The 16299-nt window shown below is 46.8% G+C and carries 10 protein-coding genes; 4 read left to right on the forward strand and 6 right to left on the reverse strand.

The window, feature by feature from the left end:
• The first annotated feature begins 10 nt into the window (after window positions 1-10).
• The gene (locus tag ACYVGR_RS09735) at window positions 11-976 is read left to right on the forward strand and encodes a glycoside hydrolase family protein (protein ID WP_460955954.1); all 966 of its coding nucleotides are present in this window, start codon (window positions 11-13) and stop codon (window positions 974-976) included.
• A 13-nt stretch (window positions 977-989) separates the two neighbouring features.
• Here the strand turns inward: ACYVGR_RS09735 and ACYVGR_RS09740 are convergent, their stop codons facing one another.
• Window positions 990-1871 (reverse strand): oxygenase MpaB family protein, encoded by an 882-nt coding sequence (locus tag ACYVGR_RS09740; protein ID WP_460955956.1) that lies wholly within the window; start codon window positions 1869-1871, stop codon window positions 990-992.
• Between the two features lie 383 nt (window positions 1872-2254).
• On the opposite strand from ACYVGR_RS09740, the gene ACYVGR_RS09745 reads away from it, so the two are divergent.
• Together ACYVGR_RS09745 and ACYVGR_RS09750 are read left to right on the forward strand one after the other, a co-directional pair.
• A complete protein-coding gene (locus ACYVGR_RS09745) occupies window positions 2255-4207 on the forward strand; it encodes a KUP/HAK/KT family potassium transporter (RefSeq protein WP_460955958.1) in 1953 nt (650 codons plus the stop codon).
• A 376-nt stretch (window positions 4208-4583) separates the two neighbouring features.
• Complete coding sequence (locus ACYVGR_RS09750; protein ID WP_460955960.1) at window positions 4584-6101, forward strand: PQQ-dependent sugar dehydrogenase; 1518 nt, start codon at window positions 4584-4586, stop codon at window positions 6099-6101.
• A 134-nt stretch (window positions 6102-6235) separates the two neighbouring features.
• Here the strand turns inward: ACYVGR_RS09750 and ACYVGR_RS09755 are convergent, their stop codons facing one another.
• The 5 genes from ACYVGR_RS09755 to ACYVGR_RS09775 all read right to left on the reverse strand — a co-directional run bounded on the left by ACYVGR_RS09755 (window position 6236) and on the right by ACYVGR_RS09775 (window position 14134).
• Window positions 6236-7297 carry a DNA glycosylase AlkZ-like family protein gene (locus ACYVGR_RS09755; protein WP_460955962.1) on the reverse strand — a complete coding sequence of 354 codons (1062 nt, stop codon included), beginning with the start codon at window positions 7295-7297 and terminating at the stop codon, window positions 6236-6238.
• 251 nt (window positions 7298-7548) lie between these two features.
• On the reverse strand, window positions 7549-7869 hold the full coding sequence (locus ACYVGR_RS09760) for a hypothetical protein (RefSeq protein WP_460955964.1): 321 nt from the start codon (window positions 7867-7869) through the stop codon (window positions 7549-7551).
• A gap of 210 nt (window positions 7870-8079) precedes the next feature.
• On the reverse strand, window positions 8080-9240 hold the full coding sequence (locus ACYVGR_RS09765; protein ID WP_460955966.1) for an HU domain-containing protein: 1161 nt from the start codon (window positions 9238-9240) through the stop codon (window positions 8080-8082).
• A 20-nt stretch (window positions 9241-9260) separates the two neighbouring features.
• Window positions 9261-10943, reverse strand: a complete 1683-nt coding sequence (locus ACYVGR_RS09770) for a TonB-dependent receptor (protein WP_460955968.1) — start codon at window positions 10941-10943, stop codon at window positions 9261-9263.
• Between the two features lie 119 nt (window positions 10944-11062).
• The gene (locus ACYVGR_RS09775; RefSeq protein ID WP_460955970.1) at window positions 11063-14134 is read right to left on the reverse strand and encodes a tetratricopeptide repeat protein; all 3072 of its coding nucleotides are present in this window, start codon (window positions 14132-14134) and stop codon (window positions 11063-11065) included.
• 223 nt (window positions 14135-14357) lie between these two features.
• Here ACYVGR_RS09775 and ACYVGR_RS09780 point away from each other — a divergent pair, with 223 nt between their 5' ends.
• Window positions 14358-16214, forward strand: coding sequence for a M61 family metallopeptidase (locus ACYVGR_RS09780; RefSeq protein ID WP_460955972.1), 1857 nt, complete (start codon window positions 14358-14360; stop codon window positions 16212-16214).
• Window positions 16215-16299 lie beyond the last annotated feature (85 nt).

Here is a 16299-nt window from a genome sequence, read left to right on the forward strand (position 1 = left end):
CCTGAAATCAATGGACTTTACGTCCGCCTTTACACGCCTGATTCGAAACGCTGGACTTCCTGTTCTCTTCGTGGTCAGTACTGTATCGGGCGGATGGGTTTTACTGGATAAATCAGCGTTGCTAACCATTGCGGAACCTGAGTTTCCTAAAGAACTTATCACATTTACCCCGTTTGCGGGCAACCCCGTATTCAGCGGAACAGGGGCAGATACCTGGGATCAGAAAATCCGGGAACGGGGGTATATTCTCCACGAAAACGGACAGTATTATATGTGGTACACCGGTTATCGGGAAGGGAAAAATCAGACCCAGTCACTGGGGTATGCTACCTCGGCCGATGGGCTAACCTGGACCCGCTATCCGGGCAATCCCATTCATCAGGCAGACTGGGTCGAGGATATGTCCGTGATCAAATCGGATGGTACGTATTATATGTTTGCCGAAGGAAAGGATGATATAGCGCATATATTGACCTCCACCGATCGGATTCATTGGCAGGAGCAAGGGCCGATCGATATCCGGTATACTAATCATCAACCCATTAGCAAAGGACCCTACGGAACCCCCGCAATCTGGAAAGAGAAGAATATCTGGTACCTTTTTTACGAACGTAATGATCGGGCGGTCTGGCTGGCAACGTCGAACGATTTGAAGGTCTGGACGAACGTGCAGGATGAACCCGTTCTGGAAAAAGGGCCAACAGAATATGACTTACACGCTGTTGCCGTGAATCAGGTGATTCGGTACAAAGGGCTGTATTACGCCTATTACCATGCGTCGGCCTTTGCCGACTGGCATGAATGGTCAACCAATGTGGCTGTGTCGAAAGACCTTATACACTGGATAAAATATGCTGGAAATCCAATCATGAAAGGCAATACATCCAGTGGCATTGTGGTAAATGACGGGAAGCAATTCCGACTCTATACGATGCACCCAGCTGTAAATGTCTTTTTGCCAGTAAGTCGGAAATAAGTCGAACAGATCGCTACTGTAAATTATCCGGTCCAACGGCTTCAATGTCGGGAGGGCCATCGGGGTAGTAGCGAAAGGTCGTTTTCTCAATTAAATAGGGGTAGGGCTTGAACGTAATCCAGCGTAAGGGCCATTTGCGCAACCACAACGCGCCCGTTGTTAGCCCGATGAACCAACCGGGTGGACGCTGATAACCGAAGGCCATCCGTAATTTGTTATTGATGAGGGCCGAGAAAGTTGGCTGAACAAGTGGGTGAAGAAAACGGGGAAACCATCCCTGAACAATCCGTACCGTTGCATCGGCAATTTTACGATTGCTGTCCGTATACCGAAAATACTTCTCCTCATACACATCGCTGAAGGCGCGTAACTCGGCCAGATTGCCGGGTAGATCGTGTAAGTTCATGCGTATACCCACTTCCCGAAAAAAGTAAAATAACGCCTGCTCTTCTGATGTGGTCAGTTTTCGCCAGCCATAGCGATTCAACCAATCGATCGGATAAAAAACAAATGTGGCCAGTACAAACACAAAATCAGCATTGTCGATTCGATAATGGCCGTGAATCTTATTCATGTGGGCAATGGCCCGCTGCCCTTTATCACTGTCGTATCCCGATTCCATAAACTCTGAAATCAGGCGACTGGTATCGTCGTAACGCTTTTGACCGTGACGTTCAAATTCGCCAGTGCGAGCCAATAAGCCCGATACTCGCGGACTGGCATAGGTGTGGAACAGCGCTAACTCAAGCGCGCGAGTAATATCGAACGGGAATTCGTAGGCTGTCAGCAAATGCACCATGCGCTGGTGATCGCGGATAGGATTGAGGGAGTTTAGTTCGCGCTGGACAGCCGGATTACGAAACAGACCAAGCTGTTTTCTGTAGGTTGCAGTCATAGGTGAATTGAATTAGCAAGCCGTTGCGGCCTTTACAAGTATAGGGAAAATACGTGAAGCTCATCCGTTCAGGAGGCCGTTTTAACGTAGCTTGATGGGTAGAAGAATGCCTGATTAATTTTTAAATCCCAGAACATACCTTTTCATTTTGAAAATAAACCTTACCAAAATGGAAAACCGCCTGTCTATCCTAATCAGCATGCTTTTTTAATTTGTACTATAATTTACTCATTATTAGTAATTTGTAGGTGATTATTAGGGCTATTACTCAATTTGGCACAAGTTTGGCTGCTTAAATTGATCCGACGGCCAGAAGACCGTACCGCATCCTGTTTATACAACCTGTGCAGGGTTTCCGGTACGTAACCACCCGGCCTATTTTTATGAGTGATAAACGGAATATTGACACAGTTACGGCGGCTGGCTTGCTGGTTGCCATGGGTATTATTTACGGAGATATCGGTACGTCTCCACTCTATACACTACGTGCCATCATTGGGCCATCTGCCCCGATCAAAGCAGAGGTTGTACTTGGGGCGCTTTCCTGTGTTTTCTGGACACTCACGTTACAAACAACGGTCAAATATGTTGTATTGATTCTCCGCGCCGACAACCGGGGAGAAGGCGGTATTTTTGCGCTGTATGCGCTTATTCGTCGGCATGCCCGCTGGTTAACATTGCCGGCCATCATAGGTGGCTCGGCATTATTGGCCGATGGGATTATTACCCCCCCAATTTCAGTCTCCTCGGCGGTTGAGGGCTTACGGCTACTGTATCCCACCATTACCGACACGATGATTATTCAGATTGTCATCGTCATTTTAACCATTCTTTTTCTAATTCAAGCCTTCGGCACGAGTGTAGTAGGGACTGCTTTTGGTCCTATTATGCTGGTCTGGTTTATTATGTTGGGTACATTAGGCGCCTTTCAGATTATGCAGGCTCCCGGTGTTCTGGCTGCTCTTAATCCATACTACGCGTGGTGGTTATTGTCAAAGTACCCCGGTGGATTCTGGCTATTAGGCTCTGTATTTCTATGCACAACCGGAGCCGAAGCGTTGTATTCTGACATGGGTCACTGCGGGCGGGCCAATATTCGCGTAAGCTGGGTGTTTGTGAAAACTTGCTTGATCCTGAATTACTTAGGTCAGGGTGCCTGGTTGCTGAGTGTGAAAGGCCAGGTACTAAGCGAGCGAATCCCTTTCTATGAATTAATGCCTCCCTGGTTTCTTACGTTGGGGATTATTATCGCTACAGCGGCCACCGTCATTGCGAGCCAGGCCCTGATTAGTGGTTCGTTTACCCTGATTAGTGAAGCCATCCGGCTTAACTTCTGGCCCAAGGTTCAGCTGCGCTATCCTAGTGCCCAGAAGGGACAATTGTATGTTCCTAGCGTCAACCTGTTACTCTGGGCAGGGTGTGTTGGCGTGGTGCTTTATTTCCAGAAATCGTCTAATATGGAGGCTGCTTATGGACTGGCAATTACGCTAACCATGCTGATGACAACCCTCCTGATGTCCTATTATCTTTATACCCACAGGTATCAGGCCTGGTGGGTCGTTTTATTTCTGACGGTCTATCTGGGTCTCGAAGGAAGTTTCTTGGTGGCCAACCTTATTAAATTCCCGCATGGTGGTTGGGTTTCGGTGTTAATCGGAGCTGCCATTGCATCGGTAATGTATATATGGCTGCAAGCCTTCCAGATTAAGTTACGCCTGACCGAGTACGTTCGCATCGATCATTATATCAATGCACTCAAAGAGCTTAGTCGGGATATCAGTATTCCCAAATACGCGACTCACCTGGTGTTTATGAGTAATGCGGGCCGTCAGTCAGAAATAGAGTCGAAAATCATTTATTCTATTTTCCAAAAGCGCCCCAAACGGGCGGATATTTATTGGTTCGTGCACGTCGATATAACGGATGATCCTTATACGATGGAGTATAAAGTTAACACCATTGCGCCCGACGATGCGTATAAAGTGACTTTTAAGTTGGGTTTCCGGGTCGAGCAACGGATCAATTTATTCTTCCGAAAGGTGATTGAAGATATGGTTCGGAATAAAGAAGTGGATATTACGAGTCGGTATGAATCGCTAAGTAGACAGAATGTGATTGGCGATTTTCGCTTTGTAGTTCTGGAAAAATTTCTCTCCTTCGAAAATGAACTGCCCCTTCGTGAGCGGTTAATTATGAATATCTATTTTACCATTAAGGGGTACACTACATCAGAAGATCGTTGGTTTGGACTAGACAGTAGTTCTATCAAAATTGAAAAGGTACCTCTGGTGATTCGTCCTGTCGATAACGTTCAACTGAAGCGTATTGCCACCTAAACGATACGGGAAAAATAAAGAGATTGCCGTGATCGCTGTCAACTAAAGATCATCATAGCTCTTACTGAACGTTACATAGTCCTGCTAGTCAGGACTATTTTTTTGCTATTTCGTTTAGGGTTTCAATCCGGAAATACGAGCGTTATAAAGTGCCCACATGCTGGTATTTATGTACGAAAAATCATATTTGTAAACATTAAAGTGATGGTTGGGGTTGACTCGTATAGGACAATAACTATGTGTCACTTTATACCAGCGTTTTATGATAACTATTTACAAATCAGTTGCGAGTTGTATTAATCGCTATCTGTATAGACCGATCGGTAATGAGGCACACCAGTTGCTCTTTACCCTAGCCTTATTATTTATTACTGGAATGGCACAAGGCCAAACGTACCCCACCAGTTTTAGTCAGGTTCAAATAGCGAGTGGTTTGAATGGAGGTACTGCTATGGCAGTGGCGCCCGATGGACGGATCTTTGTCACAGAACAGACGGGTGCGTTGCGGGTTGTGAAAAATGGTACTATGCTATCTACGCCGGTTATATCACTCACTGTCGATTCGAATGGCGAGCGAGGCCTCATCGGTATTGCCCTGGACCCGGCTTTCACCACCAATCATTATATTTATCTATATCATACTGTACCGGGTACTACAGCTCATAATCGGATCAGCCGGTATACCACCAATGGAGATGTTGCTTTAGCCGGAAGTGAAGTGGTAATTCTGGATTTAGACCCGCTAAGCTCTGCTACTAATCATAATGGTGGCGGCATGGTTTTTGGGAAAGATGGTAAACTTTACGTAGGCGTTGGTGAAAATGCGAATCGGGTGAATGCCCAAAATCTGAACAACTATCTAGGCAAAGTGCTTCGCATCAACCCTGATGGTAGCGCCCCAGCCGACAATCCATTTCCAACGGGGTCAGCATCGGCCCAACGCATATGGGCGTATGGTCTGCGTAATCCGTATACGCTTGCAGTGCAACCGGGAACGGGCCGAATATTTGTCAATGATGTAGGAGAGAATTCGTGGGAGGAAATTAATGATGCAACTACCGGTGGGCATAACTTTGGCTGGCCGGATGCAGAAGGAATGACTTGTACGGGCCCATCCTGCGCAACGAATACCTCATACAGCTATCCAGTTTATACCTATGCCCACGGTACAGGAGATGGCGTTGGATGCTCTATCACGGGCGGAACCTTTTTCAACCCTACTACGACCAACTATCCCGCTAGCTACGTTGGTCGCTATTTCTTCCCGGATTATTGTGGTAACTGGATCAACAATATTAACTTATCGGCAAATCCAGCTACCCGATCGTCCTTTGCTACCAGCGTGCCGGGTGGTCCAGTAGGCTTGGCTACTGGCACTGATGGAAACCTCTATCTGTTAAGCCGGGGTGGACTCTATAAAATAATCTATGCCGTTCCCGATTTGTCTCCTTCTCTCTCGCTCCCCCAGGCTAATTTTGGCACATCGGGTACAGCCACGGTAGGTAACTTTGCCATGAGCATTTCCGAAGTCAGTGGTTATTCTACAACGGCAGGTAGTGTGATTGTTACCGCCACGGCTCCTGCAGGCTATACACTTGCTTTCCCCGCTACGATTAATAGTATTAATGTGACAGGTGGCAGTACAGTAGCAGTTAGTAATAATAACTGGACTGTGACGGGTACCGTGGATAATCGCCAGATTGTACTGAAGATGAAAGCTGGCCAATCTATTGGAGCCAATAGTACAGTTAATCTGGGCTTCATTATCACTCGTACTACAGCAAATTCAGGAAGTACGGCCAGCATCACGGTCAACGTGACAAATGATAGTACAAATGGCTATGATAGCAACACGACAAACAATGGCTATGCCCGTATTATTTCGGGGTTATAGCTGAAGAGGGCTGATAAATAAGTATTTAGTACTCATTTTTTGGTCATTCCAATGCGGGAGGAACAAAAAGCAGTGCATCTAATTGATTGATAATGAATTAGATGTACTGCTTTTTGTTTGTTGGAGGATATAGTTTAGTCGCGCTTTTGCAGAAACAGGCGAAATCGCTCTACTTCCCTATCAAATTCGGAAAAAAAGTCATCATCAAGCGATACGTCTTTTTTAAAGCCGGGCTCTACCACCAGGTTACCGGCAGAATACGAAACCGTCACCCATCCAACCATGTCATCTCGCCAAAGGATGGGTAACGCATAATAGCCTAATTCGCGTTTGGCTGGTGGAGTATAGGCTTCAAAACGATAGGCCCATCCCCACAAATGTTCGAAACGCTGGCGGTCCCAAACCAAAGGGTCAAACGGAGCCAGGAAGCGGACAGTTTCGTTCATCGGGTTATTGGCGGACGTTAATGTGGGCCAAACATAGCGAATCCCATCAACTACTTCTTGGGTTAAATCCCCCGTGTTAATCAGCTGCTTAATAATTGATTTTTGCACATTGAGCGCAGGAGCAGCATGAGCCAGATGCCATAGAGCTGCCCGTAAATTACGATCGGTGATTGGGTTTAAAATGTTCGTAATCAGCAGGACTAGCTGACGCAAACGGTCTGCTGGTTCGATCAAGGGAGGTTTCTGACTGGAAAGCTCATAGAGTTTAACGCCATTTTCCCGCCGGGCTACCCGCAAAAATCCCCGATAGTGGAGCGCTTGAAGTGATCGTGTTGTTCCGGCTGAAAACCCACCCCAATCATTACGTTCGCGGGTGCGCCCGAGATAGGCTTCGACCTGACGAGGATGACTATGTGGGTTGTTCGAAACAAAATCAAGCACGCGCTTGTCGGCCATACTTAATTCGATTTCGGGGCGTGGGTGCACGAGTTGCCAGGTAGATTTAGGCATAAAGCCATAGGCATACAGAAAATCTTCTTCCAGGTCGAGGGAAGGGTACTCGCGCTCAAGATCGCCAACTCGATAATCCTGAACCCGATGACGAAGAATAAGATCCTGAGCCCGAGCTGGTGCCCGAATTGGATCGGCTTGCACAAAGCCAAGCTGATTCATGGCTTCCAGTAAGCTGGCGGCTGGAAAAAGAGAACCCGCGATAGCTTGTTGCCGAAGAGAGTGGAGAGCGTGTTTCACGTTGTAATTTACGGGAATCCAATAAGCAATCAAGCAGGCTTTACTTTGACTCTTTTGTGTGGCCCCAACGGGGTGATATGTCTATAAAAGGGCCATATTACTATAAACATTTGACTCCGTTGGGGTCACACAAAACATAGGCCAACTTAATTGCTTGCAAATAATGAAACTTGGCCAGCAAGCCGGCCCGATCCCACTCCTAATGACTGGCTTGTCTCCACTTTCGGGTTATCTCAACGTAGGCCATCTTTTTATTCGTCGCCTGAGAGCAATCCTGCTACGCCGAAAAGCATGGTCCCGATAATTTTCGGCCCAAATTTCTTACCCGCAAACCGGCCAAATTCACTCATCCATTTGGTCGTTTCCAGAGCTTTGGTACCAATTTCCCGTAACGCTTCTGGCGCTTCTTTACCAGCAGCTCTTTTTTTGAAATAGAAAACAGGGGCACTAAAACCCGCTACCGATGCACCTACTAGAGCGCCCGTTACCGCACCGATCGTTCCAGAGACCTCTTTACTTGATTCCTCTAACTTCTTCCATTTCTCTTCGAAATTGTAGTCGGTTGTATCCATGGCTTATGGCTGCTTAGGGCGAATAAAGGAAAGTACGACTAAAGATAATTATTGACAGGATTCAGTCAACAAGGTAGCTTATTAACGACCTTATTTCGCGAGACTTTTGATGTGTGATTGCGTCGATGACCACAATCCTGAGATCACAGTTATATAGCAAAAAAGACAACCCATCCGAGTTGTCTTTTTTGCTATGTGTAAATGCTGTTGCTAATTCTTTAAAATCCAAGATTCAGCTTGGGTCAATTCATTGATAGCTGCCATCTTGGCAACGGCTTCATCCCGAACGGCAGAACCTACTGCTGCTACTTTATATAACTCTTTCTCATCCTGAGCGGGCATGATAACAAAGGCATCTTCATAACCTGCTTTGCGTAATTGGCGCCGTAGTTTCAACGCATTTTGTTTGCTTAAAAACACGCCGGCGATTACCGTAAAATGTGGTCCTGTTCGAACAGGCTTACTGACAACCTCAGCAACTTTTTCAACAGTTTTTGCTTGTGTAGCAGTTGAGATTTCAACTTTCGCTTTACCTTCGGCAGGTACACTATTGGGCTTTACAGTTGCTACAGCTACAGTAGGGGCAGGAGCAACAGGTTCTACTGGTGTAACGGCTGCTGGTTTTACGTCTGTAACTGGCGTAGAAGTGATTTTTGGAAGAACAGCAGCTTTTACGGATCCTTTTGCGTCAGCAGAAGGCTTGAAGAAATTAGCCGAAACCCGGAACAGATTGGCCGGATCGAGGCTACTCTGGAAGGGCTGATCTGGCTGCATCACGGAAAAATAGCTAATAAACCCTAACGAGCCAACCAGCAAGGCAATAGCCGCTACGCGCCAGTAAGGACGAGCTGGACGATAAGGAGTTAGAGATACTTCTTCTTCCTGAGAAAGAACCGGCCCCAATGCTGTTACAGGTACGGCTTCAAGTGCCGGTTCAAGTTGAGGTTTACGATTAACCGCTTGTACCGATAAAGAAGTCATCCCATAGGCTTCGCCGAAAAAGTTGTGCCGAAGGCTTGGCGAAAACTGTAGGCGACTTTCATCATTTTGGGTGAATGTGCCGATGCCTTCTAATTCAAATCGACCTGTTTTTTCTACTTGTTGCCGTAACTCTGCGACAAATGAACTCACGTACCGTTGTGCACCTTCGCGAGTGACAGGCTCATGGAGCATAATATAGTTGGTCAGAATACCATCGTCGAAACGAAGTGCTTCGTTGAACGCAACGCGTTTGCGAGGGGGCAGATACTGACCAGAGGTTTCCGTGAAACTTGCTGATTGGTAGTGCGTTAGAAAGGCGCCTAACTCAGATACGACTACGCAATCGTACTGATATAGCAGCTTTTTAATGTAATCGTTTACGGATGCCATAGCGTGCGTCGGTGGAGCGGTTAGAACGAATAACTGATTCCTCCGAGAAAGTTAAGACCTTGTGTTTGATAATACAAATAACGCTGGTAATTCTGGCTAAAGATATTATTTAACGCAACAAATGCCGATACCTGTTTTCCAAGGAAATAGTCAATTTTCAGGTTAGCATCATAAATGGGCTTCAGGGTGTACGTAATGCCGGAAGTAAAGTTTTTGTTTTGAATGCCTTCATAAAAATACAGGTCGGCAGTTACAAATAATTTTTTATTCAGGATGTAGGAGTTGGTCCAGGTGGCCGATGTACGCGGACGGCCCCAGGCTGCTTCGAGCCGATCAAGCCCGTAATTGAAAAAGTCTGCTTTAAGGGTAGAGCGGAATTTGTCTTTCTGGGCATACGCCAATTGTCCCGAGATTGTCAATACATTGGTGATGCCACCGTCATACAGAACAAAGAATTTTGTTGAATCGGGCGTACTATTGTTGAAGGTCGAGAAGTTTCGATAACGAGCGTAGGAAACTTTGCCCTCATAGGAGAACCCTCCGCCCAACGCTCCTTTCGTACCGCCATAAATATCGATTGACTTAACAGTGTTAGCCAGTAGAACTTGTGGGGCAAGCCACTTATTCTCACCTAGTAACGAGCGGAGGGTATTCCGGTTAATATCGCCGTCGACACCAGCAAAAATATGGATGTTACCCACCGGAGCTACGTCTACATCAATGACTGGAAACGCTCGCGTGTCGTTGATACCCTGTCGCTGATCGGTTTGGTTTACTGCATTGATACCCGCCGTTACGGTGAATAAAGACGTTGCGTATTTAAAGGTTGGCTTTACCCGAAACAGATTACGGTTATCAAGTATTGAGCCGTCTGTTCGTTGAGTGACATAGGCATCGGCCGCTATGAGTGCGTATACATTATCGGTGATACCGAGCGACGCATTGAAGTTTGTACCCCAATCCGTTTCGGACGCATTGAATCGATCGCTCAGCGAGGTGATACCAGTGCGTAATGAATAGTCAATGGTGTTATCTGAATTCGCGTTTTCAATACCGACTTTGAAGTTGATCGTATTGAGCCGTTGTTTGATCAGATCAGGGCTAAATGTAGGTTGTGCCGCATATTCGCGACTATACCCGTAAAAATTATAGGCATTCCGGTCATAACCGAGATCAGCCTGGAGTTTGAACGCATCGGTTAGGTATTTCCCCGTCACCCGAACACGCGTATCGCTTTGGGCTGAGTTCTTGCCGTCTACAGGACCAAGACCGGACGACAAATGCCGAACAGATCCCTCCAGGGCAAGATTCGAAAGCGCATTGATGCCTACAAAACCTTCCCCTAAAAATGAACTGTAATTTCCGGCTCCTAACTTAACGTAATTGCTGTAGGCTGGTGTATCATCGGCCTGACCAAGGGCTGGATTCAACACGCCCGGTGTAATCTTAGGGTCGCCGATGGTTAATTTACGGTCTTCAAACTCATAGGTTAGTTTTCGCTGCTCAGCCGACGGCTTTACGGATGGTATCTTATTGAAAATCCGGTTAGCAGGAGGCAGCTCAATCTTACGGCTTTTTTCGACCGTAATTTCCTGATTATCTACTTCGCCTTCTTTCACAGGACGCGTTGGCTTCGACTGTTGTGCATACAGCGTTGCCGACAGGGAAAGGAGGGAGAGGGTGAGTAAGGGGCGTACTGTCATAGTGAATGTACGACAAACTTGGAATGATGAATGATGAATGATCAATGATGAATATTAACTGGATTTAACCAATTCATGCATCACTAATTCATTCATCATTGATCATTCATCATTCATCATTAATTTTTAGATTCCAGCGTAGTGAGCTTTTGTTTGGCTTCGGCAACGATGGTTTCGTCGGATGAGTTTTCGATGATGGAATTCAGAACGGCTTTGGCCTGGGCGGGCTCGTCGAGGGCAACGTTGTTGTCGGCTACCAGAATGAACGCTTTACCTTTCCAGTACTCGAAATCGCTGAACTGCTCGTTGAATTTTAACAGCAGTGCTACCGACTCCTTGTACTTTTTCTGCTTGTACAGAATCTCGCCAAGGTGATATTGGGCTTCGGCTCCGTTTACGTCTTTAGCGAGTGCGATGGTTTTTTCAAAATCAGCCTGAGCCGTTTTGTAATCTCCTTTACCTTGTGCCACTTTACCCAGCATCAGTTGTGCTCGGTTCTGGGCTCCCGATACGACATTTCCTGCTGTTAAAACGTCACGCGCAATCGCAGCGGCCGAGTCAGGTTTTGGATACGCGAAATAGGTGTCCATCAAGCCAAGTTGAGCCGCTACCTGTTCGGCTTTACCATTAGCTTTGCTCATGATAATCTGATAATTCCGAATGGCACGGGGGTAATTTTTCTGCTTCGCTTCTAACTCAGCCGCGCGGGTAGCCGCCCGAACCAGGTAATCTGATTTGTTATCGGCTACCACTAAATTGTAGTACCGTAGCGCGCTGGCAGGGTCATTCGTTTGGCGGTACGATTCCGCCAGATAATAGCGGGCTTCATTCGTACTGGGACTATTGGGGTATTCCTGCATAAACGACAGCAGTGACTGAATGGCTTGGGAATACTTTTCGTTGGCGTAAATATTCTTGGCGTTTTCGAATTGAACCCGCTCCACATCGGTGCTAGCCGGATTGGTTTTCTTATACTGCCCCAGCACCTGTGAAAACTCTTCGGGCCGACCAGCATCATTCAGCGTATTCTGGATACCCAGCAACGCACTTTGAGCCTGCTCCGAATTGCCATAATTATCTAAAATACGTTTGTAATCGGCAACGGCTGGGTCGTACTGCTGAATGTTTCCGTAAGCAATGGCCCGCTTTAACAGAGCCGCTGGAACGAGTGTGCTGTTAGGTTTGTCCTGAATTAACTTCGTATAGCCTTGAATTGCAGTCTGATAAGCACCTTTCTCGAAATCGACATTCGCTTTTTGTAACAGCGCTTCATCGACAAAACGAGAGTTCGGGAACTGGCGTTGTACCTGATCGAATTGGGCTTTGGCTTCAGAGTCACGGCCAACATAACTTAAGATCATGGCTTTCTGATAAGCAGCATAATCTTTATCGGCAGCATTCTGCGCAATAGCCTGATCATAATAACGCATAGCGTTTTCGTATTGCTTCGACGAAAAATAAGTGTCGGCTAACCGAATGGTCGCATCCTGAAGCTGGGCCCGATCATCGGAAGCACCACCACGACTAACAAAATCGCGGAAATAGGGGAGTGCACGCGCGTAATCTTTCTTGTTGTAATAGGCATAGCCGAGCGCATACAAACTCTTGGTAGCATAATCGCCTGAGCCTGATTTCGAGATACTGGCATAGAGCGGGATGGCGGTATCGTATTGCTTCCCTGCCGAATACGATTCGGCTTTCCAGAATTGCGCGGCTTGTTGCAGATTGTTGTCAACCGGAAATTTCAACGATTTATCCAGATTGGCTACCGCTTGAGGGTAGCGTTCTGCGTTGAAATCGTTTACGCCCTGATTGTACGTTAAACGTTGGTAAGTAGCGTTGATTTTAGACGTCCGACGTTTCAGTCCTTCGATGTAAGCAATGGCGGCCGGATAGTTATTCGAAGCATAATAGGCTTCCCCAACCAATTCGTTAGCTTCATTTTCAAACTTACTGTCTGGGTATTGCTTCAAAAAAGCCGTCAATTCTTTTACAGCGTCGGCGCCGTTGTTTTGATCCAGTTGGAGTTTTGCGTGCGTGAATTTCGCTTCTTCCTGAATTTCACGATTAAATGACAATCGTCCGGCCTGATCGAAGGCGGTCAGCGCATAAGTTGGGTTTTGTGTCTGTAAGTAGCTGACCCCTAATGTATACGCGGCATATTGAGCAGTGGTATCTTTCCCGCCTGCGAGTGGTTTAAGCTGGGTAATCGCATCATTATACGCGCCGGTACGGAACAGCGATTGACCATACCGGAACTTAACCGCACTGGGTGCTTTGGCCCCTGCGGCATTAATGTATTGTTTGTAATAGGGTACGGCTCGGGCAAACTGGTTTTGCTGGTAAAAAACTTCGGCTGTAAATAAGGCTACTTCGTTCAGGCTACCTCCATTATTCCGGCGGAGTAGCGGTTCGGTATAGGCCAGTAAGTCATCAAATCGCTGTTGTTTATAGAGCGCCTGAGCTATCCAGTTCGGTACCTGGTTCTGATAGGTTGGGTTGGTCTCAATCCGCTTGAAATCAGCAACGGCTTCGTTATAATTTCGATTGCGGAAGTTGATTACCCCGGCATAATACGAAGCTGCAGGAGCATCGGTAGAGGTAGGATCTAGCTTGACCTCGTTTAAAAGCGGCAACGCATGTTGTAGATCCTGCGTACTGTAATAGGAGAGTGCCAACTGGTATTTATAGGTCGTTTGCTGAGCACTATTTCCCCCCTGATCAACAGCTTTTTCCAGAAAGTTAATGGCTTTTGTGTAATCCTGACGATTGTAATAATACGTGCCTAAATCGCCATACAATTGCCCTGCTTTTGGGTGCTGACTATGGTTTTTGACAAACCGATCGACAAGCAACTCAGCGCCTGGCTCGTCGATGTAGAGGCTGGTTAGCGCGATGTAATATTCGGCTTCAACCGCATTTTGGTCGCCCGTATTGAGTAACGTTTGCGAGCCATCACCCCGGCGCGGTTCGAGGTATTGGCGGAATTCGTAGCGAGAAGCGGCATAATTAGCTCTTTCGAAAAGCTCCAGCCCGTTTCGATAATGATAGTCGGGCTCGGCGTTGCTTTGGGTTCGTTGAGCTAAGGTCGATACTGAAGTAAATAGCCCAATAGTCAGAAAAAATAGCAACCGAAACGAAGTCTGGCAGTACGATTGGTGTTGATCTGATTGGGTGCTTGAATAGGGCATAAATAAATGTAATATTGGTTTGAGGTATTCGGTTTACGGTTGGCTGACGCGTGGGGTTAGTGGTTTGTCAGCCAACTGTAAACAGAATACCGTAAACTGAAAACCATAAACCGAAAACTTTCCTTAAAAACTACCTTCTAAAAAGATTGCGTCGTAGTTTCGCTGGGAATTGACAAATATCAGGTCAATTCTGGACAAAAAACGAAGGTATTCCTGTTTCCGTATGAAAAAAAACGCCCGGCTTCTGTATTTACTTACTGTCTGGACATTTTTTACTCCATTTTCATCAACTGCAACCGGCTTTCCTGCCGATGACGAAACGCTCCCGGCGGCATCACCCAGCGTAACCTATGTGCTTTCGATGCCCGAACCTCAGACGCATTATTTCGAGGTTGAAATGCAACTCAAAAATGTAGCTGCTTCAACTAATGCCAAGAAGAATGGGTACATTGATATCAAAATGCCGGTCTGGACACCGGGTTCTTACCTGATTCGGGAATACGCCAAGAACGTAGATGGGTTTACAGCTTCTGTAGGGGATAAGAAGATTTCGAGTGAAAAGATTCGTAAAAACGCCTGGCGAGTATACACGAACGAAGATAATCTGACGATTCGGTATAAAGTATACGCTAATGAGCTTACCGTCCGAACGAGTTTCGTAGACATCGATCATGGTTATGTGACGCCCGCTGGTGTATTTATGTACCACGACGCTCTAAAGAACATTCCGTTGCGAGTGGTTGTGCAGCCTTACAAAACCTGGAAAAGTGTGGCTACCGCTCTGGAACCGGTAGCTGGCCAGGAATTTACCTACGAAGCTGCCGATTTTGACTTGCTGGTTGATTCGCCCATCGAGATCGGCAACCACAAAACATTCAGCTTCACCGCGTCGGATATACCGCATACTGTATCCATGTTTGGCGATGTTGACTATAACGAAAAGCGCTTGGCTGAAGATTACAAGCGGGTTTGTGAGGCTGCCGCCACCGTAGTGGGCGAGCATCCGTGCAAAAATTACACCTTTATTGTTCACCATATTCCACCGGGTGGAGGAGGGCTGGAACACCTCAACTCAACTACGCTCGAAACCACGCGGAATGCTTATGCTACCGAAGCAAATTATAAACGATTCCTGTCGCTGGTAGCGCATGAGTATTTTCACCTCTGGAATGTGAAGCGTATTCGGCCCGTAGCGTTGGGACCGTTCGATTATGAGAATGAGAACTACACGCACATGCTTTGGTTGTCGGAAGGCTGTACGTCGTTCTATCAGGAGTATATTTTGCGTCGGGCGGGTTTCCACACACCCGATGCCTATCTGACCCTCGTCGCCAGTGGAATTACCGAGATTGAAAATCAGCCTGGTACGCGCATACAATCGGCAGCTGAGTCGAGCTGGGATGCCTGGATTAAGGGGTACCGACCCAATGAAAATTCGGCCAATACCCAAATATCCTATTATAGCAAGGGGAGTGTTTTAGGAACGCTGCTGAATCTGGCCATACTGGCGGGCAGCAACGGTCAGCGTAATATGGACGATCTGATGCGGCTCCTGTATAACGAATATTACAAAAAACAGAAGCGGGGTTTCACCGACAACGAATTCCGGCAGGCTGCTGAACAAGTGGCTGGGCGGAAGCTCGACGATTTCTTTAACATAGGGGTAAACACGGCTGAACCCATTAATTATGATGCCTATTTTGCGCCCGTGGGGATGCAATTAGTGAATCTGGCGAGTAAAACGCAGGATGGTTTTCTGGGTGCTGCCACGACGATTGCTAATGGAAAATCAACGATTTCAAGCGTCCGTCGCGGATCGGCAGCGTATAACGATGGACTAAACGTAGGCGATGAAATTATCTCGGTCGATAAAGTGCGTGTCGGCGATGATCTGCTTCGGGTCATTAGTGGCCGGAAGATGGGTGAAACCTTGAAAGTACTTGTCAATCGGGGCGGGTTTGTTCGCGAGATACCAGTTACGCTCACTCAAAATCCATTGGTAAGTTATCGACTGGAGCCCCTGCCTACTCAAACAGCAGAACAAAAAGCGCTCTACAACAAGTGGTTGTATATTAAGTAAGCCCTTTTTTACTACAGAGGGACAGAGCACACAGAATTGTTTACAATAAAAATGTAAAACTCTGTGCGCTCTGTCCCTCTGTAGT

It is taken from the genome of Spirosoma litoris (assembly GCF_054776755.1).